Genomic DNA, 23387 nt, shown 5'->3' on the forward strand with positions numbered 1-23387 from the left:
TCACTGCATGTTGGTGAGTTTGTCCAAGGCTTGCGAACCCTTGCTGATCATTTTCACCGACAACGACGTTTGCAGAGAGTAATCGCTCAGCGCCCGGGTCGCTTCCATGAACTTCTTGGGGTCCGAATGCAGCGACGCCTCGCGCAGCGCCTTGCCAGCGTCCCTGGACATATCCTCCAGAGACAGAGCCTTGCGCGTCAGCGGGTCCATCACCTGCTCCGAAAAAGCCCCCGCACCCTGAGTCGGCTCTGGCCTTTGCATGGCAGCCCTGAACCAGTCAGCATCGCCTTGCGTAGGGTTATCCAGCTCCACTTCCGGCTTGAGCGCCGTGGCGGAGGCCGAGCTGTTTTCAAGTTTCCCAATCGTCATATCGACCTCCTTCACGGTTTTCAGCTGAACAGCTTGTTCATGATCGAACCGGCTGTATTCTGGGCATCCTGCTGCAGCGCTTGATCCTGAGCCTTTGGACCAGAACCCTGAGTGGTATTGCCGTCCTGACCCTGCCCCTGCAACAGCTTGAGCAGATCATCGAGGCCCATGGTCACCGTCCCGTTGCCGCCGCCGAAACCGCCGCTACCGCCCACGGCACCGCCACCGCCACCGAATCCTCCACCACCGCTACCACTGCCGCTGCCTTGATCCGGAGAAAGGGGGATTCCGCTATTGGCCAGCATGCCTGAAGCCGGTGCTGTGCCGCTGCCAGCAGCCTGGCCAAGCATGGCGAGAGCATCCTGAAACTTGGATGCTTCAGCGCCGTCAAGGAAAGTGTCCGCCTTGCCACTGCTGTCAGTTTCGTTGAGTTCGTCCGACCATGACTTGGTCTTGCCGTCAGCGTTGTCCGGCGATCCGAATTTCTCCGGATGCTGGTCCATGAAGTTAGCGACATCTTGCAGCAGGGCTTTGTCTTCGCTTTTGAACGTTGCGCCACCTGAGCCATCCGTCGCAGGCTCCAACACGCTGCCGAGCTTCTGCTCTGCCAGTCCACCGAGCAGTGATGAAAGCGCATCGCCGCCACCGCCAGCTGCACCGCCGCCGCCCACACCACCGTTGCCGCCACCAAAACCGTTGCCAGCACCGGCACTGCCTGCACCGCCTGCACTGCCGGTGCTCCCGCCCAACAACTGGCTCAGCAGTTTCAGAAGATCGTCAGGACTCATGTCCTTCACGGAACCGGCAGCAGGTTTTTGATCAGACATACCGCTAGAGCCCTGACCGCCAGCAGCCTGGCTTTGCGATCCCAGCTTCTCCATCAGTTGGGTAAGCAGTTTTACCAGTGGGTTTTCGCTGTTGACCTGCCCTTTGCCATCGGTCATCGACTTGACCAGCGTGTCAAGGGCAGCGTCCGTGCTCTGCGGGCGTTGGCCACCGCCTGCTGCATTGTGAGAATTACGCGTCTGCTGCTCATTACTGAAACTGGTCGGGCGACTGTTCTCAAGATTTATCGAAATGGTCATGCCTATACGTCCTCTTTGTAATCAGACATCCAGAGTGCGGGCGGGGCCATGTCGCACCTCCACTGAGGGGACACAGCCACCGCCAGAATGATCAGTAATTGATCCCCTTGGCGGTTGAAGCGACGTTACTGAGGTGCTTGAGGTCGCTGTCCTGGCTCATCGCCTCGACGGTGTTCTTGGCGTCGGTCTCGATTTTCTTGATGCCCGCGTTGGTGACTTTGGAGTCCGCAGCCCCGGTGGCATCAGTCATGCGCCCGGCGTTTTCTGCCGAGTTGCTTTCGTAGCCACCGTCGGTGCCGGCAGTAGCGGCTTTGAAGTTGCTGCTAAAGCTGTTGCCCATGTTGTTCATGCTGTTGAAAAAGCTTTCCATAATCTTGCACCTCAGCGGAATGATTGATGTAGGAACTTAGGCCCGGCAGGGTTCAAGCGCCGGTCCTGTTCAATGAGTGGGCATGAGGTTGAAAGCAGTTCCACGTTTAATCCGGGGACTGTGCGTCCTGATGGCTGCGGGAGAAACGCGGGACGGTGCGCGAGACATAGAAACCCGCTGCCTGGCGCCAGTCAGAAAACCGGGAAGACGTAAGGGCAGGATTGGAAGTAAGCCGGAAAGAGCGTGGTGTCAGACTGAAAGGCTTTTGATGCGGTGATACAACGTGCGGCTCGGAATACCCAGTTCGAAGCTGGCCGCTTCTACGCTTTGCTGATGGCGCTTCATGGCTTCATCAATGAGGATACGTTCAATGACCCGTAACTGCGCCTTGAGCTGCAATGGCTCTGGCGAGCAAGGCTCAGCCAACGGCGAGAAGCCCAGTACGGAGCGCTTGGCGCTGGATTTGAGTTCACGAATATTGCCCGGCCAGGTGTGTGCAAGCAGTTGTTGAGTCATCGCGGGAGTCATTACCGGGGCCGGTCGACCGACCAGCGATGCCTGCTTGGCGAGGAAGCGATTGAACAACGGGATAATTTGTTCGCGACGCTCACGCAGCGGCGGCATCTTGATGCTGACCACGCTGAGACGAAAGTACAGATCGCGGCGAAAGGTGCCCTCTTCAACCAGCTCTTCAAGGGGGCGTTGCGAAGAGGTGATGACGCACATGTCCACGGGGATAAACTCGGTCGACCCCAGGCGTTCGACGCCACGGGTTTCCAGCACACGCAGCAGCTTGGCCTGTAACGACAGCGACATGCTGTCAATCTCATCCAGGTACAGCGTACCGCCCTGCGCAGCCTCGACATAACCACTGCGCGATTTACTCGCACCGGTGTAAGCACCGCTGACCACACCAAACAATTCGCTCTCGGCCAGGCTCTCCGGGATGGCCGCGCAGTTCATCGCAACGAACGCACCACGTCTTCGCGATAAACGATAAATCTGCCTTGCCAGGGTGTCCTTGCCGGTGCCTGTTTCGCCAACCAGCAGCACATCAATATTCAGGGGGGCCATGTTGGTGGCCAGGTACTGCAAGTCAACGAAATCGCCGAAATAGGCAATTTCCTTCAGGTCTGATTCAAACTCGCGTCTATCCATGTTGGAGTACCCTCTTCGCACTTACATCCAGTATCGCGACCCCCTGACAGGCAGTTTGCAATGGCAAACTACTCAGGTCGCATCACTCAAGTGGTACCATTTTCAAAGGACACTTCTACTCTCAACATAAAGCCGCAAGAGAATTTGGAGGGGACAGGTCGTTTGAAAAAGCTTGCGTAACGTAGACAAAAACAGACAACAGAAGTTCAGATAAAAGTTATATTTCAACAGTGCGCGATATAGTGCGCAATTAATATCGATTCTTCTCTGAAAGCATCGCTCTAGAGCCTTCCGCATCACCAAAAGCGACCTCTGACAGGGCTCTTTACGACACGGCAGGCGAGCGTAACTGTCGCAGGTGACAGTTTTATGAATGGCTATTATCTATAACTTATCTTCCGCAAGTTTCCAAGCACAATCAGACTGTCACGCAGTGATTACTTATATGCTTTTACATGGCCACCATCCGCGGACTCTTAACATCACGGTATAAAATCGTATCACTGTCAGTGAATAAGAGTATTTGAACACTTTTATCCCCTGTGCCTACAGGGCCATTGAGAAATCATCGCTGCAGTGAGCCCTACACTGGCCGGCTGTTTCAACAATTCCGGATGGTTGAACAGGTAGGCATTAACAGCGTTGACCACCTGCCCCGCATCGACATCCTCCCGACTGCAAAACAACAAGCCTGCATTGGCATCGTAGACACCCTGGACATAACCCAATGCCTGCATCTGAGCCAGGTTCAACGGCTGCCCCTTGCGAATTTCGCGCAGCGATACCTGCAGGTCATGCCCGCTGAAAAATGCCCCTTGGACTGTCTCGCATAATCCAGCAAGCATCAACGCCCCGCCCATGCAGAATGAACGCATCAAACGGTTTCCCCGGAGACGACGTCTGGAGACACCGCCATGGCGGGCACGCGAGTTCTTGTGCACAGCATGCGCAATGGGAAATCTGCCATCCGCCATCAGTCCGATCCCGTGGTGATCTGAATGCTGAGTGGTCAGTGCCTGAAAAACGGTTCCACGATTGCGCACATTTTTTTGGAGAGGATCCCCTCGCCCCTATACAAGCCCAAAGATTGATCGCAACCCCGTAGGACCGGCTTTAGCCGGGAGGACACTATTTCTGGCGATAGATGTTTAGCGGATGTACTGACGTCCTCCCGGCTAAAGCCGGTCCTGCGAGACAGCTCGGTGTAAAGGACACCGGGCGATCTCCTACAGGATTTGCATTTGTCGGGTAGGCGCCCGTTATCAAGCGGCGTCTTTAACCTGCTTCAGAGAGCGCGCCACCAGATCACCAAACGAACTGACCGGCCCTTGCAGGTTGCCTAAAAAGCGCGGATAGATCAGCCACAGATCCATAACCGGCTTGAAGTCCTTGACTGGCAACACCGCCAGTTGCTCGCGATGAATGCTGCGTTCAAGCAACGGGCGTGGCACCAGTCCCAAACCCATGCCGTCGGCTACGAGGCCCAACTGGAGTTCAGTGCCGAAAGTTTCCAGGTTGACCTTCAAGCTCAGGCCCTGATCCGACAAGGTACGCTGCAAACCGGCGCGAAAACCACAGCCATCAGGGTTTAGCACCCAACCCTGTTGATAACAGTCGGCCAGTTTTACCGAGCCTTTGGGCAACGCAGAACGTGCACAAACCACTACCAGTTCCATCTTGCCGATGGACTCGCCAATGATGTTTTCCGGGAAAATCTTGCCCGCCGGGAACAACGCCGCGGCGGCATCCAGTTCGCCGTTCTCGATTTTGCTGACCAGGTTACTGCCCCAGCCGGTGGACACCTGCGCACGCAAATCCGGGTACTCACCGCGCAGCTGCTTGAGGGCATCCAGCAGCACCACGTCACCAATAGTTTGCGGCACGCCCAGACGCAGCAGACCGCTCGGCGGTGTATCGCTGGCAACCAGCTCACGCAAGGCATCCATCTCACGGAGGATCGACAGACAACGCTGATACACCTGATTACCCATCTGCGTCGGCTTGAGCGGTTTGGTGTTGCGGTCGAACAACTCGACGCCCAACGCCTGCTCGAAATTCTGTACCCGCCGAGTAATCGCCGGTTGGGTCAGGTCCAGGGACTGCGCCGCATGGCTGATCGACTGGCAACGAATCACCGCCACAAAGGCATCGATATCATCAATTTTCATTCGGACCGCACATAAAGAGACAGAGGAGAGATAGGCGAAAATCATAGTGGGATTTGCGGTTTTTGGATAGCGGCGGCAGATTTCTGCATTGGCCATACCAACGCCATCGCGGGCCAGCGCGCTTAGATATTACGGTGGGTAGGAGCGCGCTTGCCCGCGATTGCGATTTGGCGTTCGACAAATAGCTCAAGATAGACACTGCTCACGGAATAACTTTCTCAGCACCTTTGGTTATAACCTAATCATAAAATAATCGCATATTAGACTAAGCCATTATGTTTATATTAAGCCACGCATTAACCTGGCGCTGGTATAGACATGACGCACACACGACATCCCGAACGGCTAAGAGAATTCATTGGCGCACTGGCCGAGCTGATCGACAGCAATCCTCGCGAGGGTGATCTGCTGCATCGTGGCGGCAAGCTGCTGGGGCAACTGGTCAGCTACGACGACTGGCTGCCGGACGAGTACGCCATTCCCAGCCCCGAGCGTTATCAACAGTTCCTTCTGCACGCCGACTCACGGCAGCGCTTTTCGATTGTCAGTTTCGTCTGGGGCCCCGGCCAAAGCACGCCGATTCACGACCACCGCGTGTGGGGCTTGATCGGCATGTTACGTGGCGCTGAATACTCCCAAGGCTTTGCCCGCAGCCCGGATGGTCGACTGGAAAAAGAAGGCCAGGCGATTCGCCTCGAACCCGGTCATGTGGAAGCCCTGTCGCCTCGCAGCAATGACGTGCATCAGGTCAGCAATGCCTTCAGCGATCAGGTCTCGATCAGCATCCACGTTTATGGCGCCAACATCGGCGCAGTGCGGCGTGCGGTGTATCAGCCCGACGGCACCGAAAAACTGTTTATCTCCGGCTATTCCAACGCCTTTCTGCCCAACATCTGGGATCTGTCCAAAGAGAGCCCTGCCAAAGAGAGCCACGCACAATGACTCAGTTGAACACTCGCTCCTTCGCCGATATCCGCCAGGCGCTGCTGGCTCATGAAGAACTCGCCCTGGTCGACGTTCGCGAGGAAGCACCCTTCGCCGAAGCGCACCCTTTGTTCGCGGCCAATATCCCGCTGTCCAAACTTGAGCTGGAAGTGTTGTCGCGCATCCCGCGCCTCGACACCGCCGTGACGGTCTACGACAACGGCGAAGGTCTGGCTCAGCGCGCCGTTGAGCGTTTACAGGCATTGGGTTACAGCGATGTAAAACTGCTTGAGGGTGGCCTGCAAGGCTGGCGTGAGGCCGGCGGCGAGCTGTTCATCGACGTCAACGTGCCCAGCAAAGCCTTCGGCGAACTGGTTGAACATCATCGCCATACGCCTTCGCTGGCGGCTGAAGAAGTGCTGCAATTACTGGAATCCAAAGCTGACGTGGTGGTGCTCGACGCACGTCGCTACGACGAATACCAGACCATGAGCATCCCCAGCGGGATCAGTGTGCCCGGAGCTGAACTGGTGCTGCGTGCTCGCGAACTGGCGCCGGACCCGAACACCCGCATCATCGTCAATTGCGCGGGCCGTACCCGTAGCATTATCGGCACCCAATCGCTGGTTAACGCCGGTATTCCCAATCAGGTGAGCGCTCTGCGTAACGGCACCATTGGCTGGCTGCTGGCGGGTCAAACACTCGATCATGGCCAGGCTCGTCGCTTTGCCGCCGTCAGCGACGACACCCGTGAAGTGGCCGGTGCCGACGCCCGCCGCGTGGCCGACAAGGCTGGCGTGCGCCGTGCAAGCCGCGCCGAGCTGAGCAATTGGCAAGCAGACCCATCGCGCACCACTTACTTGCTGGATGTGCGCACGCCGGAAGAATTTGCCAAAGGCCATTTACCCCACGCGCGCTCAACCCCGGGCGGCCAACTGGTTCAGGAAACCGATCACTACGCCAGCGTGCGCGGTGCGCGTCTGGTGCTGGTGGACGACGACGGCGTACGCGCCAACATGTCGGCGTCCTGGCTGGCCCAACTGGGCTGGGAAGTGTTTGTGGTCGACGACCTGCAAGCCAGCGACTTCAGCGAACAAGGGGACTGGAACGCCCCGATTCCTGCGCCTCTACAAGTGGAAGAAATCAGCCCGCATACCCTCGCCGAATGGCAGCAGCATGGGGACGTCGCAGTGCTGGATTTCACGGCCAGCGCCAACTACGTCAAGCAGCATATTCCCGGTGCATGGTGGACCTTACGCGCGCAGTTGCAAGATGCGCTGCACAAAATCCCTAAAACCGAGCGCTACGTTTTGACCTGCGGCAGCAGCAAACTCGCGCGTCTTGCCGTGCCAGAAGTTGAAGCCCTGACCGGCAAGCAGGTGTTCCTGCTCAAGGACGGCACCGCCAGTTGGATCAAGGCTGGTCTGCCACTGGAAACCGGCGAAAGCCAATTGGCCTCGCCGCGCATTGATCGCTATCGCCGCCCGTATGAGGGCACCGATGCACCACGCGAAGCCATGCAGGCCTATCTGGACTGGGAGTTCGGTCTGGTGGACCAGCTCGCCCGTGACGGTACGCATGGGTTTCATGTGATCTAGAAGATGTTAACGCCTCTGTAAGCAGGACCGACCCCTCCAGGCGGAGGTCCTTGCCAGCACTCTATTAGCCTGGAGATACACCCATGTTGTTGAACACCTTTAATTTCAAGCAACTGCTGCTGGGCGCTCTGTTGAGCGTAACCCTTGGCCAGCAGGCCATAGCGGCCGATCTCGAACCGCTGCTGGTCGCCAATCAGAAATCCACGATCAAGGCCCTGCTGCAAGTCTCCGGCGAACTGAAAAACGTGCCTTACGAAATCAGGTTTTCCGAATTCCCTTCTGCCGCCCCCTTGGGTGAGGCATTGAACGCAGGTGCCGTTGATATTGGCGCATTAGGCGATGCGCCCTACGTGTTTGCGCTGGGTGCTGGCGCGCCCCTGAAAGTCGTCAGTATTACCCATGCCGAAGGCCGTTTCACCACCGCGTTGCTGGTGCCCAAAGACTCACCGATCAAGACCGTCGCCGATCTCAAGGGCAAGCGCATCGTTACCGGACGCGGCTCCATCGGCCACTATCTGGCAATCAGGGCCTTGCGTCAGGCAGGCCTGAAAACCAGCGATGTCACCTTCATCAACCTGCTGCCGGGTGAATCGCGCATTCTGTTGTCCAGCGGCGGAGCCGATGCCTGGGCCACCTGGGCCCCGTACACCACAGTAGCCACCACCCAGAGCCATGACCGGGTACTGGTCAGTGGCAGCGAGCTGTTGAGCAATCACCTGTACCTGGCCGCGACCAGCAAGGCCATCGCTGAAAAACGCGTGCAACTCGATGACTTCGTGGCACGGGTCGAGCGCGCCTATCTGTGGAGCAACACCCACCCTGCCGAGTACGCCAAGGCTCAGGCTGCGATCACCGGCCTGCCAATCGAGGTTCATCTGGAAATTGCCAACGCCACCAAAATGAACCGGGTAGAGATCGACGACAACGTCATCAAGGGCTTGCAAGCCACCGCTGATATTTACCAACAGGAAGGCATCCTGACCAAATCGATCGACGTCTCAAAAGGCTTCGACAAAAGCTTCAACGCTTCGCGTGCTCAAGTTGTGCAAACAGCCGCTCACTAACTCTCACGCAATCCTATTTTCAGATTCAGGAGCACGCTCATGAGTAAGCCTCGTCAAAAAGAGCCACGTCAATTGAAGCTAGGCGCAATGGTCCACGGTGTCGGTCACGGCTGGGGCGAATGGCGTCACCCGAACGCATTGGCAGATGCCAGCGTTAATTTCGGTTATTACAAGCAGCAGGCGAAACTGGCAGAAGCGGCCAAATTTGATTTCGTGTTCATCGCTGACAGCCTGCACATCCACGAGAAATCCAGCCCGCATTACCTCAACCGCTTCGAGCCGCTGACCATTCTCTCGGCACTGGCCGCGACCACGGAAAATATCGGTCTGGTGGCTACCGTCACCGTGAGCTACACCGAACCGTTTCAGGTGGCGCGGCAAATCTCTTCGCTGGATCACATCAGCGGTGGCCGTGCTGGCTGGAACGTCGTCACGTCATGGCTCAGCGGTACTGCCGACAACTTCAGTAAGGGCGAACACCCGCCGCATCCCGTGCGCTATCGCATTGCCAAGGAGCACGTCTCAGTGGTCAAAGGCTTGTGGGATTCCTGGGAAGACGACGCCTTTGCCCGTAACAAAAAAACCGGTGAGTTTTTCACACCCGGCAAACTGCATGCCCTGAACCACAAAGGCGAGTTTTTCTCGGTCAAAGGCCCGCTGAATATCGCCCGCTCGAAACAAGGCCATCCGCTGATTTTCCAGGCAGGAACATCCGAGGACGGACGCAACTTCGCAGCCGAATATTCAGATGCGATCTTCGTCCATGCCGAGTCGCTGGAAGAGGCACAGGCTTACTACCGGGACCTGAAAAAACGTGCGGCGGGCTTTGGGCGTAACCCATTGGACTTGTCGATTTTGCCGGGCATCCGCCCTATCGTCGGCCGCGATGAAGCAGAAGTTGAAAGCCGTTATCAGCAGGCCGTGGAGCTGGTGAGCATCGAAGACGCCATCGTCGCGCTGGGCCGTCCGTTCAATGATCACGACTTCAGCCAATACCCGCTGGACGCGCCATTCCCTGAGTTGGGCGACCTGGGTTCCAACAGCCAGAAAGGCGGTTCGGACCGGATCAAACAACTGGCGAAGGATGAAGGCCTGACCCTGCGCGAAGTGGCGCTGTTCTTCTCCCGACCACGCCGCGAATTCGTCGGCACGCCCGAGCAGGTTGCCGACACCATTCAGACCTGGTTCGAACACGAAGCGGCAGATGGTTTCATCATCAACTCGCTGCTGCCGGATGGCTTGCAGTACTTCGCGGAACTGGTGGTTCCGGTCTTGCAACAACGAGGTTTGTTTCGCAGCGAATACACCGGTTCGACCTTACGCGAGCACTTCAATCTGCAAGTGCCGCAAAACCGCTACGCGCAGCTGGAAGAGGCTGCGGAGCTGGCCTGACTCCTGTTGGAGCGAGGCTTGGTCTGAACGGTACCCGAGATAGCTGACGTACCGCGGTGACAGCTTCGCGGGCAAGCCTCGCTCCAACAAGTACATAAAGGAAACCCCATCAATGAGCGTATTTCCCCTTCGCCCCGTTGCCGCCAGCGACATCGAATCCGCCGAGGCTTTCACCGCGCGGCTGACCTCAATCACCGCCGCCCTGGCCGCAACCGCCGAACGCTATGACGACAGCGGCGAGTTTCCCCATGAGAACTTTCGCTTATTACACGAGCACGGTTTGCTCGCCCTGACCGTACCGATTGAGCTGGGCGGCGGCGGTGCTGATTTGCCTCAAGCGCTGCAAGCCATCAGCGCTGTCGCTCAGGGCGAGCCATCCACGGCGTTGATTCTGGTCATGCAATACATCCAGCATGCACGCCTGCAGCAGAGCAAAAGCTGGCCGGAGCATCTGCGTCTGCAAGTGGCCAAAGAAGCGGTGCGCGATGGCGCGTTGATCAACTCTCTGCGCGTAGAACCCGATCTTGGCACCCCTGCTCGCGGAGGTCTGCCTGCGACTACGGCGAGGCGTACCACCGAGGGCTGGCGCATCAGCGGCAGCAAGATTTACTCCACCGGCAGCCATGGCCTGACCTGGTACAACGTCTGGGCGCGCAGCGACGATGCCGATCCTTTGGTGGGTGCCTGGCTGGTACACAAGGACACGCCAGGCATTCGAATCGTCGAAGACTGGGACCACTTGGGCATGCGTGCCACGTGCAGCCATGAAGTGATCTTTGAAGACGTATTGGTGCCACTGGAACACGCCGTCAGCGTCAGCCCATGGAGTGCACCGCAGGCAGAGCTCGACCCGGCAGGCTTCATGTGGATGTCGGTCTTGCTGTCCTCGGTCTACGACGGCGTCGCCCGCTCGGCGCGCAACTGGTTCGTGCAGTGGCTGGAAGAGCGTAAACCGTCCAACCTCGGTGCCGCGTTATCGACCTTGCCGCGCTTTCAGGAAGTAGTCGGTGAAATCGATACATTGCTGTTCAACAACCACAGCCTGCTGCAATCGGCTGCCACGGGGCTGACCCCGCCAGCCCATGCTGCGCAGATCAAATACCTCGTGACAACCAACGCTATTCGCGCCGTGGAGCTGGCGATAGAAGCAGCGGGCAACCCTGGCCTGTCGCGCAGCAACCCGTTGCAGCGCCACCTGCGCAATGTGCTGTGCGCACGGATTCACACACCACAGAATGACGTGACGTTGACAGGCGTCGGCAAGGCGGTGTTTGCAGAGCGGGAGAAAGCGAATCGGTAGGTGAGGAATTGTTCTGCGTCTGGCCTGCCCCCTGAATGGAACGTTGGACGACGTCAAACGCCCTGAACGTTGCAAGAGGTGTTTAAATCGGCGCTCAGAGGCCGAGCCCTGTTAGCAGCGTTCCAGGGTATTCACAGATCTAATAACTACGACTAAAACACATTAAAAATGTGTACTGAGATACGGGCGTATCCTGCAAGTTCCCAATTAATACTTCGGTTTATTTCAAGCCATGAATAATTTCTATATTGCCTATAGAAATCCCCACCCCAAACAGTGATCGTACAACTTCTTTTTTTGCGGGGTGCCGCCAAGGCTGCACCTTACGCCTCAAAAAAATATTTTTAAAACCAATGAACTCATTGCAGTTTCAGTTGTATTTATCCGTCGCTAAAACTGTAATAAATATTATCTTAAAGTTATCAATCTTTTATTAAAGTTTCTCAAACCGCCACCGATAAAACTCCAACTGGACTATTGGCAAGGAGCAGCCTCATACCGTATTTCTAAAAGTACTCGGAGCATTATTCATGCTGAAAATGATTCATCGCGGGCTTTCGAATATAGCCGTTCATACCAAGCTTGCACTGGGCTTTGGCATGGTCATGCTGCTCACCGTACTCATCGCCGCGGCAGGCTGGTCGGGTATCAAGGAAATGGGCGAACGAAGCCAGAGAATCGATGACATCGGCAAGCTCGGTTCCTTGACCAGAGATATACGTATTGAGCGACTTGCCTACATCATCACGCCTGACAACGAGCGAGCCGCCAGCTGGTTAAAAGCCGTGGATAATCTGGACCGGCATCTCGAGTACGCCCGTCCGATGTTCAGCTCCGCCCTCAACGTCCCCCACCTCAACGCTGCCAGTGATGGATTGAAAGACTATCGTGTTCAATACGATGCAGTCGTCAAGGCCACAAACGCACGAGAGGCAACACGGGAAGTATTTGGCAACCATGCCGAAGATGCGGCAAAAAATCTCGAACGCTTGAACGTCTTCGCCAACGCTGAAACGGGCGATGCCGCCATGCGTGACAGCGTGACACGTGCCCGTGCCTTGTTTCAGCGCATGCGCTTTGATGTCAGGGGTTACACGTATACGTTGAATACAGACGCTGAGCGGCAAGCCAAGGAATCCATAGCTGAAGTCATACGCTTCATCGAAAGCCTGAAAGGGTCAGGGCTTCCGGCAGAGACGCTTCAAAGTATAGGCACGTCGCTGAAGGCTTATCAAAGTACCGTGCAGCAGTTTTCTGATGCTCAGGCAAAGATCACCGAGTCTCAGGCGAATATTTCCAAAGACATCAAAATACTGTTCGCCGCGGCCGATGAGCTTACAAAAAATCAGACAACCTTGCGCCTGCAGGACCTTGCGCAATCTAGAGACTTGCTCATCATTGGTCTGGTTATCGCTTTGATTGTAAGTGCCCTTGCAGCCTGGATTATTACTCGCCTTATCGTTACTCCTCTGTTGAAGACCCTGGCTGTCGCTGAACGCGTCGCCAACGGCGATCTCACTCACGATCAGATTTCCGATCGCCGAGACGAACTGGGCCGACTTGAAAACACCATGCAAAAAATGACCGTCAAGCTAAGGGGCTTGATCGGCGGTCTCAAGGACGGTGTCGTGCAGATCGCAAGCGCTGCAGAGCAGTTGTCTGCCGTGACCGAGCAAACGAGCAGCGGTGTCCAGAGCCAAAAATCCGAAACGGATCAAGTCGCGACGGCGATGCATGAGATGGGCGCGACAGTCCAGGAAGTTGCCCGCAATGCGGAGCTCGCTTCCGGCGCAGCAGTCAATGCCTCAAGAGAGGCCCGCGAAGGTGACATCATTGTTTCCCAGGCGGTAAACCAGATTGAAAGCCTGGCACTTGAAGTCGGGCATTCAAAAACCGCCATGGATGACCTCAAGCGCGAAAGCGACAAGATCGGCGGCGTGCTGGATGTTATCAAAGCCGTGGCGGAGCAAACCAACCTCCTGGCGCTCAATGCTGCCATTGAAGCAGCACGGGCAGGCGAAGCAGGTCGCGGATTTGCGGTGGTTGCGGATGAGGTAAGGAGTCTTGCTCAGCGCACCCAGACTTCCACCGAGGAAATTGCAAATCTGATTCACGGACTGCACAAAGGAACCGAGCGGGTTGCTGCGATTCTGGATAACAGCCGCAGCCTGACAGACAGCTCTGTTGAACTGACTCGCAAGGCCGGAACATCCTTGAACAGCATTAGCCGCTCCGTCTCTGAAATCGAGTCCATGAATCAACAGATCGCCGCCGCTGCGGAACAGCAGAGCGCCGTCACCGAGGAGATCAATCGCAGCGTGCTCAATGTGCGCGATATCTCAGAGCAGACAGCCGCCGCCAGCGAGGAAACCGCGTCGTCCAGCGTAGAACTGGCCCGTCTGGGTGTTCAGCTACAAACGATGGTCAATCAGTTTAAAGTCTGACCCGCACAAACCCGTAGGACCGGCTTTAGCCGGGAGGACTTCGAGGCATTCGCCAGATCTCCTTCGGTAGAAAAATACCGCCCTCCCGGCTAAAGCCGGTCCTACGGGATTGCAGGTAAACATGGAATTTCCCACACAGGCATTTCCATTCAAAACCGATCCTGCTCCAACCCTCACGAAGTATGACGACTTTAGATACCTCCCCTCGATAAAAAGAACCACCCTTCTCCCTCCGAAACACCTACACACCCCATAAAAACTGCAAATACCCGTTGACACATCCAGTCGACCGGGAAAATAATCCCCCCATCGTTGTATGACGACATACAGCAAAGCCACCTAATAATCACAATATCCAAGGCAAGCTTTCTATGAAAATCACCCGTATCAGTGTCGAGGTCTTTTCCCATCCGTCGCGCCGCGCCGTGGACAGCGCAGGCCATGCTCATCCAGGCGAAGAAAAACCGGTCAATCTGGCCATGCTGCGCATCGCGTGTGACGACGGCAGCGAAGGTTATTCCTTCGGCGCTCCAGAGCTGATTCGTCCGCACATCATCGAGTCCTTCGTGAAGAAAGTGCTGATCGGCCAGAACCCGATGAACCGCGAAAAAATCTGGCAGGAACTCGCTCACTGGCAACGGGGCAGCGCCAGCCAGTTGACTGACCGCGCGTTGGCATTGGTCGAACAGGCGCTCTGGGATCTGGCCGGACGCGCACTGAAACAGCCGGTCTACAAACTGCTCGGCGGTTATCGCGACAAGGTGTTGGCCTACGGTTCGACCATGTGTGGCGACGATTTGCCAGGCGGCCTTTCCACTCCGGATGAGTACGGTCAGTTCGCCGAAAAACTGGTCGCTCGCGGCTACAAGGCCATCAAGCTGCACACCTGGATGCCACCGATTTCCTTCGCGCCAAACCCGCGCATGGATGTAAAGGCCTGCGCTGCAGTGCGTGAAGCGGTCGGCCCGGATATCGCGCTAATGCTCGACGGATATCACTGGTACAGCCGCGTCGATGCGTTGTACATCGGTCGCGAACTGCAGAAGCTCGACTTCGCCTGGTTCGAAGAGCCCATGATCGAAGACTCGGCCGAGTCCTATGCCTGGCTAGCGGCCAATCTCGACATCCCGGTACTGGGCCCGGAAAGTATCGACGGCAAATATCACAGCCGTGCGAGCTGGGTGACGTCCAGATCCTGCGATATTCTGCGCGCCGGGGTTGCTGGTGTAGGCGGTATCAGCCCGTGCCTGAAAGTCGCGCACATGGCCGAAGCGTTTGGCATGGATTGCGAGGTTCACGGGAACGGCGCAGCCAACCTGCAAGTGATCGGAGCCATCAGCAACTGCCGCTGGTACGAGCGCGGCCTGCTGCACCCATTTCTGGACTACGAGCAGATTCCGGCCTACCTGAATACGCTGGTCGACCCCATGGATGATGAAGGCTACGTGCATTTGTCGGACCGCCCGGGCCTGGGTGAAGACATCAACTTCCACTACATCGAGGCCAACACGCACCAACGTTACTGACAGGCGGCACCGCACAGGGGCGACATGAGCGCCTCTGGCACAAGAGTCTTAATAAATATAAGAAAGGACTGCCCTATGAAACTCTGGCCTTCGCGCCTTCGCCAGTTGCTGTGCGTGGCGCTGACTGCGACGCTTCTGCACACCCCGCCCGGCATGGCGCGCGGTGAAACACCGGTTGATCAACTGGTGGTTGGCATGAGCATGATCAACCTGCTCTCTCTGGACCCTGCCGCTGCTACCGGCCTTGAAGTATCCGAGGTCAATTCCAACGTCTACGACATGCTGCTCGAACAGGATGCCAGCGCGCCCGATACGCTCATCCCTGCCTTGGCCGAACGCTGGGAAGTCAGCCCCGACCGCATGCGCATCACCTTTCACCTGCGCCCCGGCGTGACCTTCCATTCGGGTCAGCCACTGACCGCGCAAGACGTCGCGTGGTCACTGCAACGGGTCGTCACCCTCAATCGCGCGCTGGCTTCGACCTGGAAAGCCTACGGCTACACCGCGCAGAACGTCGCGCAACTGATGCGTGCCGAAGACCCGCTGACATTCGTCCTCGACCTTCCACGGCCGACCGATCCGCTGCTGGTGCTCAACACACTCGCAACCTCGCCAAGCGCCTTCGTCATCGATCGTCATACCGCGATGCAACATGCGCAGGGCGAAGACCAGGGTGCCGCATGGCTGACAACGCACACCGCAGGCTCCGGCGCTTTCAAGCTGGACATCTGGCGCGCCAACGACGTGATCCTGATGACGCGTTTCGATAATTACTGGCGCGGTCCGGCGAATATGCGCCGGGTGATCATGCGCAACATGACCGAATCCCAGGCCCTGCGCTTGATGGTCGAACGTGGTGATCTGGACGTGGCCCGAGGCATGGCCGCTACCGACATCAAAGCCCTGACCCGCTCCCCTGAAGTCAATGTGCAGACCATCGCTCGCGGCACCATTTATTACATCGCGCTGAGCATGGAGCAACCGCTGTTTCAGGACATCCGGGTGCGCAAGGCGATACGCCTGCTGATCGACTATCAAGGCATCAACGACGTGGTCATGCCCCATTATGGCGTGGCCAACCAGCGCCCGCTGCAACTGGGTCTGGCGGCCCGTCTGGATGACCCCGGTTATCGCCTGAATGTGCAGGAAGCCAAACGTCTGCTGGCGGAAGCCGGGCACGAAAATGGCTTCACGATTACCCTGCGCTCACTGACCGATTCACCTTTCATCAATATCGCCACCAGCCTGCAATCCACCCTGGCTCAGGCCGGTATTCGCGCCACGATCATTACCGGCACCGGCAACCAGATTTACGGCGCCATGCGCGACCGCAAGTTCGACATTCTGGTCGGGCGCGGCGGTGGCGGGGCCGAACGTCACCCTCATTCCAGCCTTCGAGCATTGGTCTACAACCCGGATAACCGCGAAGCAGCAAAGCTGAGCAACTTTCAGGGTTGGCGCACCTCGTTCTACAGCGCCGAGCTCAATCAACTGATCGAGCAGGCCGAACAGGAACGCGATGCGCAACGCCAACTGGCGCTCTATCAACGCATTCAGACCCTGTACGACCAACAGGTCGGCGCCATCCTGCCGATTTCGCAGATGACCGACGAGGTCGTTGTGCATGCCGACGTGCGTGACTACATCGGCCATAGCGCCGCCACGACGCGTCTGCACGACGTCTACAAACAACGTTGATCCGGACCCAGTCGCTTTCGCAAGGCAGGAATTCTTATGACGAGTGCATCTGTTTCATTGTGGGGCAGCCGCATGGCTGGCACGACCCGGCGCAGCGGCTCAGTGCTGGCGACGCTGTTTGGCCTGTTGCTGCTCACGTTCTTCATCGGTCGGGTCATGCCGCTGGACCCGGTTCTGGCCATCGTCGGCCCGGACGCTGACGCGTCGACGTATGCACAGGCTTACAAAGAACTGGGGCTCGACAAGCCGCTTTGGGTGCAATTTGGTGGCTACCTCAACGACTTGCTGCACGGCAATTTCGGCAACGCGCTCCTGACAGGTCACCCGGTCATCGAAGACATTGCCCGAGTGTTCCCCGCCACTCTTGAGCTGGCCACGCTGGCCATCGTCTTCGGTGTTCTGGCCGGGTTGCCGCTGGGTGTCTATGCGGCAACTCATCAGGGTCGTGCCGGTGATCATATCGCCCGGTTGTTCACTCTGTTTGGTTACTCAACGCCGATTTTCTGGTTGGGCATGATGGCCTTTCTGGTGTTCTACGCCTGGCTTGGTTGGGCCGGTGGGGTGGGACGTATTGGTCTGGCTTACGACGGTCTGATCCCGACACGCACCGGCTTGCTGCTGATCGACACGGCCCTGTCCGGCGACTGGGAAGCTTTTCGCAGCGCCCTGCGGCACATACTGTTACCCGCCATCATTCTCAGTTTCAACTCGGTGGCTTACATCAGCCGCATGACCCGCAGCTTCATGCTTGAGCAACTGTCCCAGGAATACATCATCACGGCGCGGGTCAAGGGCCTGTCCCAGCGGCGGATTGTGTGGGGTCATGCGTTTCGCAATATCCGCGTGCAACTGCTGACCATCGTCGCCCTCGCCTACGGCGGATTGCTTGAAGGCGCGGTATTGATCGAGACGGTATTTGCCTGGCCCGGCTTTGGCCAGTACCTGACCAGCAGCCTGCTGCTGGGTGATATGAATGCGGTGATGGCGTGCGTGCTGTTGATCGGGCTGATTTTTGTCGCCCTGAACCAGATCAGCGACGCCCTTTATAAAGTCTTCGACCCGAGAACCCGCTGATGACGACTTCTCAAGCTACCTCTATGGCAGCGGCAGTGCCCGCTTCGAGTCTGGCGGCCCTGACCGGCAGCGCGGCACGCATAATGCGCTTTCTGTTGCGTAACCCGATGACGCTGGCCGGGCTGATCGTGATTTCAGTGCTGATGATCGTTGCACTGTTCGCGCCCTGGATCGCCAGCCATGACCCGCTGCAACAAGACCTGACCCGCGCTTTGCAAGCACCCGGTGCGGTGCATTGGTTCGGCACCGATGAGTACGGCCGCGACGTGTTCAGCCGACTGGTTCATGGCTCGCGCATTACCCTGTACATCGTGCTGTTGGTGACCGTGATCGTCGGCCCTATCGGTTTGTTGATCGGCACAGTATCCGGCTATTTCGGTGGCTGGGTCGACAGCCTGTTCATGCGCATCACCGACATCTTCATTTCGTTCCCGAGCCTGGTCCTGGCCTTGGCGTTTATTGCCGCGCTCGGTCCTGGCCTGGAGCATGCAGTGATCGCCATCGCCCTCACCGCCTGGCCACCAATTGCGCGTCTTGCGCGAGCTGAAACCCTGTCGCTGCGTAACGCCGACTTTGTTGTCGCCGTGAAACTGCAAGGTGGCTCACCGCTGCGCATCATCGGTCGACACATCATCCCGATGTGCCTGTCGTCAGTGATCATCCGCCTGACCATGAACATGGCCAGCATCATTCTGACCGCTGCGGCACTGGGCTTTCTCGGTCTGGGCGCGCAGGCACCGCTGCCGGAATGGGGCGCGATGATTTCCAGCGGTCGGCGTTACATGCTGGAAAGCTGGTGGCTGGTCGCAGCACCGGGCGCGACGATCATGCTGGTCAGCCTGGCGTTCAACCTGCTCGGCGATGGCCTGCGCGACGTGCTTGATCCTCGTAATGAATGACAGCAATACGGAACCTGTAGGAGCGCGCTTGCCCGCGATGACGTCCGCACAGGGGATAAATATATCGAATTCAAAATCGCATCGCGGGCAAGCGCGCTCCTACAGATAAAGCATTCCAATTCAGTTAGTGCGCGGCATCAGCAAATTTAATAAGAGGTAACAGCCATGTCTCAGTTATCCGCATCACAGAGCAAGCTCGTCGTAGACGACTTACGCGTCGAGTTCACCAACGCAGGCAAGACCACTCTGGCTGTGCAAGGCGTGTCGTTCAATCTGGGGCGGGAAAAGCTGGCGATTGTCGGCGAGTCCGGCTCGGGTAAGTCTACAGTCGGCCGCGCCCTGCTGCGCCTGCATCCGGCAACTGCGCGCATCACCGCCAAGACCTTGCGATTTGATGAGATCGACCTGCTCAGCGCCAGCGAGAAACAAATGCAGGGCGTTCGCGGGCGTCGCATGTCGATGATCATGCAAGACCCCAAGTATTCGCTGAACCCGGTAGTGAAGGTCGGCGAGCAGATCGCCGAGGCGTATCTGGCCCATCACAAAGTGTCGCATCAGGAGGCCAAAGAACGAGCGCTGGACATGCTCGCCAAGGTGCATATCCGCGATCCGCAGCGGGTCTATCAGCTCTACCCGCATGAAGTCTCCGGCGGCATGGGCCAGCGAATCATGATCGCGATGATGGTCATCACCGATCCACAGGTGATCATCGCCGACGAGCCCACCTCGGCGCTGGATGTCTCGGTACGCCGTCAGGTGCTGAATATTCTCGAAGAGCTGGTGAGTGAACGGGATCTGGGCCTGCTGTTCATCAGCCACGACCTGAATCTGGTCCAGCACTTCTGCGACCGGGTCCTGGTGATGTACGCCGGACGGGTCATGGAATCACTGGAAGCCGCCGACCTTGCCAGAGCAGAGCATCCCTATACGCGCGGGCTGCTCGCCGCGTTGCCGAGCCTGGACTTTCCGCGCAGCAGCCTGCCGGTGCTCCAGCGCGATCCCCTCTGGCTGACTCATTGAGGTATTTCCCATGGCGATGATCGAAGTCCAATCACTCAACCTCAGTTTCGGTACGGGTCCGACGCTCAATCAGGTGCTGCATGACGTCAACCTGCGCGTTGAAGAAGGCCAGGCGTTCGGCCTGGTGGGCGAGTCCGGCTCAGGCAAAACCACAGTGCTGCGCTGCCTCGCCGGGCAATACCAGCACTGGACCGGCGCACTGCAGGTCAACGGTCAACAGGTACAGCGCAAGCTGGATGCCGAGCATTATCGAACGGTGCAGATGGTCTTTCAGGACCCCTATGCCTCATTGCATCCGCGGCACACCATTGATTCGGCGCTCAAGGAGCCGCTGGCGATTCACCGCATCGGCGACCGTGATGACCGGGTCAGCGAGATCCTGCGCAAGGTGGGCCTCAATGACAGCTTTCGCTTCCGCCATCCCCATCAACTGTCAGGCGGGCAGCGCCAAAGGGTAGCGATCGCCCGGGCGCTGATCCTCGAACCCCGGGTCCTGCTGCTGGATGAGCCGACCTCGGCACTGGATGTATCAGTGCAGGCGGAAATTCTCAACCTGCTCGCCGACCTGCGCCGCGAACAGAGCCTGACGTACCTGATGGTAACGCATGACCTGGCGGTCGTTGCCCACCTGTGCGAGCAGGTAGCCGTGATGCAAGGCGGCAAGATCGTTGAGATTCTCGACACGGGCGAACTGGCCCGGCATGAGGCGCAACACGCATACACCCGTCTGTTGGTTCAGGCGAGTCGCGACATGAACACCCATAACATCGAACAACCGGTCGCCTGCCTGGCGCTGTAAGACCACTGGAGTTTTAAACCGTCGCGTCCTTCGGCATTTTTTGCCGAGGAACCCGGCTGCCCGAAATCTGCTGTGAATAAAACCTTCCATTTCATTTAACAAGAATAAAAAACATGAAAACCACCCAAGCAATGATGACGTTTGCTGCACTGCTGACCTCCACGCTGGCCATGGCCGACAGTGGCTACGTCAATTATCGACATCAATATGCGGAAAGTACGCGAATGCACTCGGACCGGGTCAAGTTCGGTACCCGACTGGATAACGGTCTCGGGTTTGAAGGGGAACTTAAATACAAGACAGCCGGTGACCGGCAGGACGTTGCCTTTGACAATACCGTGGGCAACGGCCACGAACTGGGCATGACCTATCAGTACAAACTCAATGCTGACTGGATGCTGACCCCTTCTATCGCGCTGGAAAGTATTGAGAAATCCACCGCCTATAAAGTCGGCCTGAAAGCCACCTACCGCATCAGCGACACCCTGAATGCCTCGGCCCGCTACCGCTATGACTCCATCAAGCTGGATCGAGACAAGATCAATGAGGACATGCCCGACAACGCGATGGATAACCAGAGCATCAATCGTTATGACGTCTGGCTCAACTATGCCCCGCAAAACAGTAAATGGGCTTATGAATATCAGTTCACCTACTTCGATGCCGACTATATTCGCTACGACAACGGTAAAACTGACTATGAACAAAACGCCGTATTTAAATACAAGATCGACAAACGTTGGGTGCCGTTCTTCGAAGTCGGCGACATAAAAGTCGACAGTGCCGATGACAAGCGTCAGTTACGTCTGCGGGTTGGCGTGCAATACAACTTCCTGTAATAACCCGGCCTTCATTGAACGCTAGTTACTGTACAACTCCTGGCTTGCCTGGGTTTGATGCAAACGGATGCGGCTGCTGTTCAGGTGCAAGTACATGGCCGAACGCGCCGCATCCACATTCCCGGCGGCAATCGCCAGATAAATCTGCCGGTGCTCAGCATTGATCCCGGCCAGATACGCCGTGCGATCACTCTGCCCGGTGTAGGCCGAATTCATCCGGGTGCGGGGGATCAGCTTGGTGCCCAGGTGCTTCATGATATCGATCAGGTAGGTGTTGCCCGATGCCTTGGCGATTTTCAGGTGAAACTGGAAATCGGCATTGATCGTGGTCCCGGACTTTTGCGGCCCTTCGAGCAAGGCATCCAGCGCCTGCTTGATTTCCAGCAGGGCTTCGGGGGTACGCCGTTGTGCAGCCATCCCCGCCGCTTCGACCTCCAGACTCAAACGAAACTCCAGCAGATTGAGCACGTCAGGCAAGGTCGCGATAGTGGCCGGACCAATTACGAAACCGGCAGGCGCAGGCATGTCCAGAACAAAAGTGCCCACCCCGTGACGGGTTTCCACGAGTCCCGCCGCCTGCATGCGCGACAACGCATCGCGCACTACCGTGCGGCTGACGCCTTCGGCCTCCATGATGTGCAGTTCGGGAGGCAGTTTTTCACCGCGCTTGAGCACGCCATCGCGCATGCGCTGGGCAAAGCGGTCAACCAGAGTCTCGGCTAAACGTCTGTGTTTTTTCTGGGACGAAAGGTCTGGGTCCGACATGGGCTGACTCGTTTTCGAAGAACAGACATTATAGTGCCAGCTGGCGCCAGCGTGGCAGCTGGCTGAGGTTATACTCTGCGGCCCAATGGAAACTTGAAATGAGTGACATGGAAATCCCGCCTGCAACCCCGGATCGGCGTACCAGCCTGGCTCAGCAATTGGTCAATGACTTCTCACGCAGAATCCGTGAAGGTGAGATCAAGGCCGGGGAAAAGCTGCCCACCGAGCAGGTGATCATTCAGGAGAAAGGCGTCAGTCGCACGGTGGTTCGCGAAGCCATGTCCAGGCTGCAGGCCGAAGGACTGGTGGAAACCCGGCATGGTATTGGCACCTTTGTAGTGGATGCCAGTCGCCCCAATGATTTTCAGGTCGATGAGCGCACCAGCGGCACGTTGCGCGATGCCATCGCGATCATTGAGCTGCGCCAGAGCCTTGAAGTGGAGTCCGCCGCCCTGGCGGCCGAACGACGCACGCCGGAGCAACTGCAGGCGATCCGCCAGGCACTCGACACCCTCAATGCTTGCCCGCCGGGCAGCGACACCGCGTTTGCCGATTTCGAGTTTCATCATCAGATATCGCTATGTACCGCTAACAGCTTTTTCACCGACGTGATGGAGCAACTGGGCAGCAGCATCATCCCGCGCTCAAGAATGCAGTTCAGCAACGCCCACTCACCGGATTATCTGGAAATCCTGCGCCGTGAACACGAGCAGATATTTGCCGCCATCGCCCATCAGGACCGCGATGCGGCAAGAGCGGCCATGCGCTTGCATCTGAGCAATAGCCTGGAGCGGTTGCGGCAAAGTCAGTATCAGAATGTCTGAAATGCGATCCCTGTGGGAGCGAGGCTTGCCCGCGATGCATGTGTCGCAGTTCGCAGGCAGACCGAGTTATC

The 23387-nt window shown here is 57.5% G+C and carries 21 protein-coding genes and 1 pseudogene; 15 read left to right on the plus strand and 7 right to left on the minus strand.

All coding sequences use genetic code 11. From position 1 onward, the window contains the following. The 6 genes from sctI to AO242_RS01825 form a co-directional block, all read right to left on the minus strand. Positions 1–369 (minus strand): type III secretion system inner rod subunit SctI, encoded by a 369-nt coding sequence (gene sctI / locus AO242_RS01800; protein WP_049827154.1) that lies wholly within the window; start codon positions 367–369, stop codon positions 1–3. Between the two features lie 20 nt (positions 370–389). Next, positions 390–1454, minus strand: a complete 1065-nt coding sequence (locus tag AO242_RS01805) for a hypothetical protein (protein ID WP_099267425.1) — start codon at positions 1452–1454, stop codon at positions 390–392. A 91-nt stretch (positions 1455–1545) separates the two neighbouring features. After that, positions 1546–1824, minus strand: a complete 279-nt coding sequence (locus AO242_RS01810; RefSeq protein ID WP_027902343.1) for a hypothetical protein — start codon at positions 1822–1824, stop codon at positions 1546–1548. A gap of 249 nt (positions 1825–2073) precedes the next feature. Continuing rightward, positions 2074–2982 (minus strand): sigma 54-interacting transcriptional regulator, encoded by a 909-nt coding sequence (locus AO242_RS01815; RefSeq protein WP_099267426.1) that lies wholly within the window; start codon positions 2980–2982, stop codon positions 2074–2076. Positions 2983–3515: 533 nt separating this feature from the next. Next, the gene (locus tag AO242_RS01820) at positions 3516–3857 is read right to left on the minus strand and encodes a Rap1a/Tai family immunity protein (protein WP_099267427.1); all 342 of its coding nucleotides are present in this window, start codon (positions 3855–3857) and stop codon (positions 3516–3518) included. A 387-nt stretch (positions 3858–4244) separates the two neighbouring features. Continuing rightward, on the minus strand, positions 4245–5150 hold the full coding sequence (locus tag AO242_RS01825) for a LysR family transcriptional regulator (protein WP_099267428.1): 906 nt from the start codon (positions 5148–5150) through the stop codon (positions 4245–4247). Positions 5151–5468: 318 nt separating this feature from the next. Here AO242_RS01825 and AO242_RS01830 point away from each other — a divergent pair, with 318 nt between their 5' ends. From AO242_RS01830 to AO242_RS01890, 14 genes and pseudogenes are all read left to right on the plus strand, one after another. Then, positions 5469–6092 (plus strand): cysteine dioxygenase, encoded by a 624-nt coding sequence (locus tag AO242_RS01830; protein ID WP_027902340.1) that lies wholly within the window; start codon positions 5469–5471, stop codon positions 6090–6092. Continuing rightward, positions 6089–7672 (plus strand): rhodanese homology domain-containing protein, encoded by a 1584-nt coding sequence (locus AO242_RS01835; RefSeq protein WP_099267429.1) that lies wholly within the window; start codon positions 6089–6091, stop codon positions 7670–7672. Before AO242_RS01830 ends, AO242_RS01835 begins: the two co-directional genes overlap by 4 nt. 83 nt (positions 7673–7755) lie before the next feature. Further along, positions 7756–8736, plus strand: coding sequence for an ABC transporter substrate-binding protein (locus AO242_RS01840; protein ID WP_099267430.1), 981 nt, complete (start codon positions 7756–7758; stop codon positions 8734–8736). A 39-nt stretch (positions 8737–8775) separates the two neighbouring features. Beyond that, entirely contained in the window at positions 8776–10128 is a 1353-nt protein-coding gene (locus AO242_RS01845; protein WP_099267431.1) for an LLM class flavin-dependent oxidoreductase, read from the plus strand. A gap of 112 nt (positions 10129–10240) precedes the next feature. Continuing rightward, positions 10241–11428, plus strand: coding sequence for an acyl-CoA dehydrogenase family protein (locus AO242_RS01850; RefSeq protein WP_099267432.1), 1188 nt, complete (start codon positions 10241–10243; stop codon positions 11426–11428). Positions 11429–12033: 605 nt separating this feature from the next. Then, positions 12034–13014: pseudogene (locus AO242_RS30020) on the plus strand (methyl-accepting chemotaxis protein); the annotation flags it as partial. A 144-nt stretch (positions 13015–13158) separates the two neighbouring features. After that, positions 13159–13872, plus strand: coding sequence for a methyl-accepting chemotaxis protein (locus tag AO242_RS30025; RefSeq protein WP_373562187.1), 714 nt, complete (start codon positions 13159–13161; stop codon positions 13870–13872). 371 nt (positions 13873–14243) lie between these two features. Next, positions 14244–15398 carry a mandelate racemase family protein gene (locus AO242_RS01860; protein WP_099267433.1) on the plus strand — a complete coding sequence of 385 codons (1155 nt, stop codon included), beginning with the start codon at positions 14244–14246 and terminating at the stop codon, positions 15396–15398. A gap of 75 nt (positions 15399–15473) precedes the next feature. Continuing rightward, positions 15474–17096 carry an ABC transporter substrate-binding protein gene (locus AO242_RS01865; RefSeq protein WP_099267434.1) on the plus strand — a complete coding sequence of 541 codons (1623 nt, stop codon included), beginning with the start codon at positions 15474–15476 and terminating at the stop codon, positions 17094–17096. A 36-nt stretch (positions 17097–17132) separates the two neighbouring features. Then, positions 17133–18170, plus strand: coding sequence for an ABC transporter permease (locus tag AO242_RS01870; RefSeq protein ID WP_099267435.1), 1038 nt, complete (start codon positions 17133–17135; stop codon positions 18168–18170). Further along, a complete protein-coding gene (locus AO242_RS01875; RefSeq protein WP_099267436.1) occupies positions 18170–19069 on the plus strand; it encodes an ABC transporter permease in 900 nt (299 codons plus the stop codon). Before AO242_RS01870 ends, AO242_RS01875 begins: the two co-directional genes overlap by 1 nt. Positions 19070–19234: 165 nt before the next feature. Continuing rightward, positions 19235–20089: an ABC transporter ATP-binding protein gene (locus tag AO242_RS01880; protein ID WP_099267437.1), complete on the plus strand. Its 855-nt coding sequence runs from the start codon at positions 19235–19237 to the stop codon at positions 20087–20089. A 10-nt stretch (positions 20090–20099) separates the two neighbouring features. Further along, positions 20100–20888 carry an ABC transporter ATP-binding protein gene (locus tag AO242_RS01885; protein ID WP_099267438.1) on the plus strand — a complete coding sequence of 263 codons (789 nt, stop codon included), beginning with the start codon at positions 20100–20102 and terminating at the stop codon, positions 20886–20888. 113 nt (positions 20889–21001) lie between these two features. Further along, a complete protein-coding gene (locus AO242_RS01890; protein ID WP_099267439.1) occupies positions 21002–21727 on the plus strand; it encodes an oligogalacturonate-specific porin KdgM family protein in 726 nt (241 codons plus the stop codon). 21 nt (positions 21728–21748) lie between these two features. Here the strand turns inward: AO242_RS01890 and AO242_RS01895 are convergent, their stop codons facing one another. Further along, positions 21749–22492: a FadR/GntR family transcriptional regulator gene (locus AO242_RS01895; RefSeq protein ID WP_087271095.1), complete on the minus strand. Its 744-nt coding sequence runs from the start codon at positions 22490–22492 to the stop codon at positions 21749–21751. Positions 22493–22590: 98 nt separating this feature from the next. On the opposite strand from AO242_RS01895, the gene AO242_RS01900 reads away from it, so the two are divergent. Beyond that, on the plus strand, positions 22591–23316 hold the full coding sequence (locus AO242_RS01900; protein ID WP_373562184.1) for a FadR/GntR family transcriptional regulator: 726 nt from the start codon (positions 22591–22593) through the stop codon (positions 23314–23316). Positions 23317–23387: the final 71 nt, after the last annotated feature.

The organism is Pseudomonas sp. ICMP 561, from assembly GCF_002699985.1.
Classification (GTDB): Bacteria; Pseudomonadota; Gammaproteobacteria; order Pseudomonadales; family Pseudomonadaceae; genus Aquipseudomonas; species Aquipseudomonas quasicaspiana.

What these genes read in the sequence shown, in the direction of transcription:
- sctI (WP_049827154.1), bottom strand. Translation starts at nt 369, where the DNA reads ATGACGATTGGGAAACTTGAAAACAGCTCGGCCTCCGCCACGGCGCTC.
- AO242_RS01875 (WP_099267436.1), top strand. Translation starts at nt 18,170, where the DNA reads ATGACGACTTCTCAAGCTACCTCTATGGCAGCGGCAGTGCCCGCTTCG.
- AO242_RS01820 (WP_099267427.1), bottom strand. Translation starts at nt 3,857, where the DNA reads ATGCGTTCATTCTGCATGGGCGGGGCGTTGATGCTTGCTGGATTATGC.
- AO242_RS30025 (WP_373562187.1), top strand. Translation starts at nt 13,159, where the DNA reads ATGCATGAGATGGGCGCGACAGTCCAGGAAGTTGCCCGCAATGCGGAG.
- AO242_RS01890 (WP_099267439.1), top strand. Translation starts at nt 21,002, where the DNA reads ATGAAAACCACCCAAGCAATGATGACGTTTGCTGCACTGCTGACCTCC.
- AO242_RS01830 (WP_027902340.1), top strand. Translation starts at nt 5,469, where the DNA reads ATGACGCACACACGACATCCCGAACGGCTAAGAGAATTCATTGGCGCA.
- AO242_RS01860 (WP_099267433.1), top strand. Translation starts at nt 14,244, where the DNA reads ATGAAAATCACCCGTATCAGTGTCGAGGTCTTTTCCCATCCGTCGCGC.
- AO242_RS01845 (WP_099267431.1), top strand. Translation starts at nt 8,776, where the DNA reads ATGAGTAAGCCTCGTCAAAAAGAGCCACGTCAATTGAAGCTAGGCGCA.
- AO242_RS01825 (WP_099267428.1), bottom strand. Translation starts at nt 5,150, where the DNA reads ATGAAAATTGATGATATCGATGCCTTTGTGGCGGTGATTCGTTGCCAG.
- AO242_RS01870 (WP_099267435.1), top strand. Translation starts at nt 17,133, where the DNA reads ATGACGAGTGCATCTGTTTCATTGTGGGGCAGCCGCATGGCTGGCACG.
- AO242_RS01865 (WP_099267434.1), top strand. Translation starts at nt 15,474, where the DNA reads ATGAAACTCTGGCCTTCGCGCCTTCGCCAGTTGCTGTGCGTGGCGCTG.
- AO242_RS01815 (WP_099267426.1), bottom strand. Translation starts at nt 2,982, where the DNA reads ATGGATAGACGCGAGTTTGAATCAGACCTGAAGGAAATTGCCTATTTC.
- AO242_RS01810 (WP_027902343.1), bottom strand. Translation starts at nt 1,824, where the DNA reads ATGGAAAGCTTTTTCAACAGCATGAACAACATGGGCAACAGCTTTAGC.
- AO242_RS01885 (WP_099267438.1), top strand. Translation starts at nt 20,100, where the DNA reads ATGGCGATGATCGAAGTCCAATCACTCAACCTCAGTTTCGGTACGGGT.
- AO242_RS01850 (WP_099267432.1), top strand. Translation starts at nt 10,241, where the DNA reads ATGAGCGTATTTCCCCTTCGCCCCGTTGCCGCCAGCGACATCGAATCC.
- AO242_RS01900 (WP_373562184.1), top strand. Translation starts at nt 22,591, where the DNA reads ATGAGTGACATGGAAATCCCGCCTGCAACCCCGGATCGGCGTACCAGC.
- AO242_RS01805 (WP_099267425.1), bottom strand. Translation starts at nt 1,454, where the DNA reads ATGACCATTTCGATAAATCTTGAGAACAGTCGCCCGACCAGTTTCAGT.
- AO242_RS01880 (WP_099267437.1), top strand. Translation starts at nt 19,235, where the DNA reads ATGTCTCAGTTATCCGCATCACAGAGCAAGCTCGTCGTAGACGACTTA.
- AO242_RS01840 (WP_099267430.1), top strand. Translation starts at nt 7,756, where the DNA reads ATGTTGTTGAACACCTTTAATTTCAAGCAACTGCTGCTGGGCGCTCTG.
- AO242_RS01895 (WP_087271095.1), bottom strand. Translation starts at nt 22,492, where the DNA reads ATGTCGGACCCAGACCTTTCGTCCCAGAAAAAACACAGACGTTTAGCC.
- AO242_RS01835 (WP_099267429.1), top strand. Translation starts at nt 6,089, where the DNA reads ATGACTCAGTTGAACACTCGCTCCTTCGCCGATATCCGCCAGGCGCTG.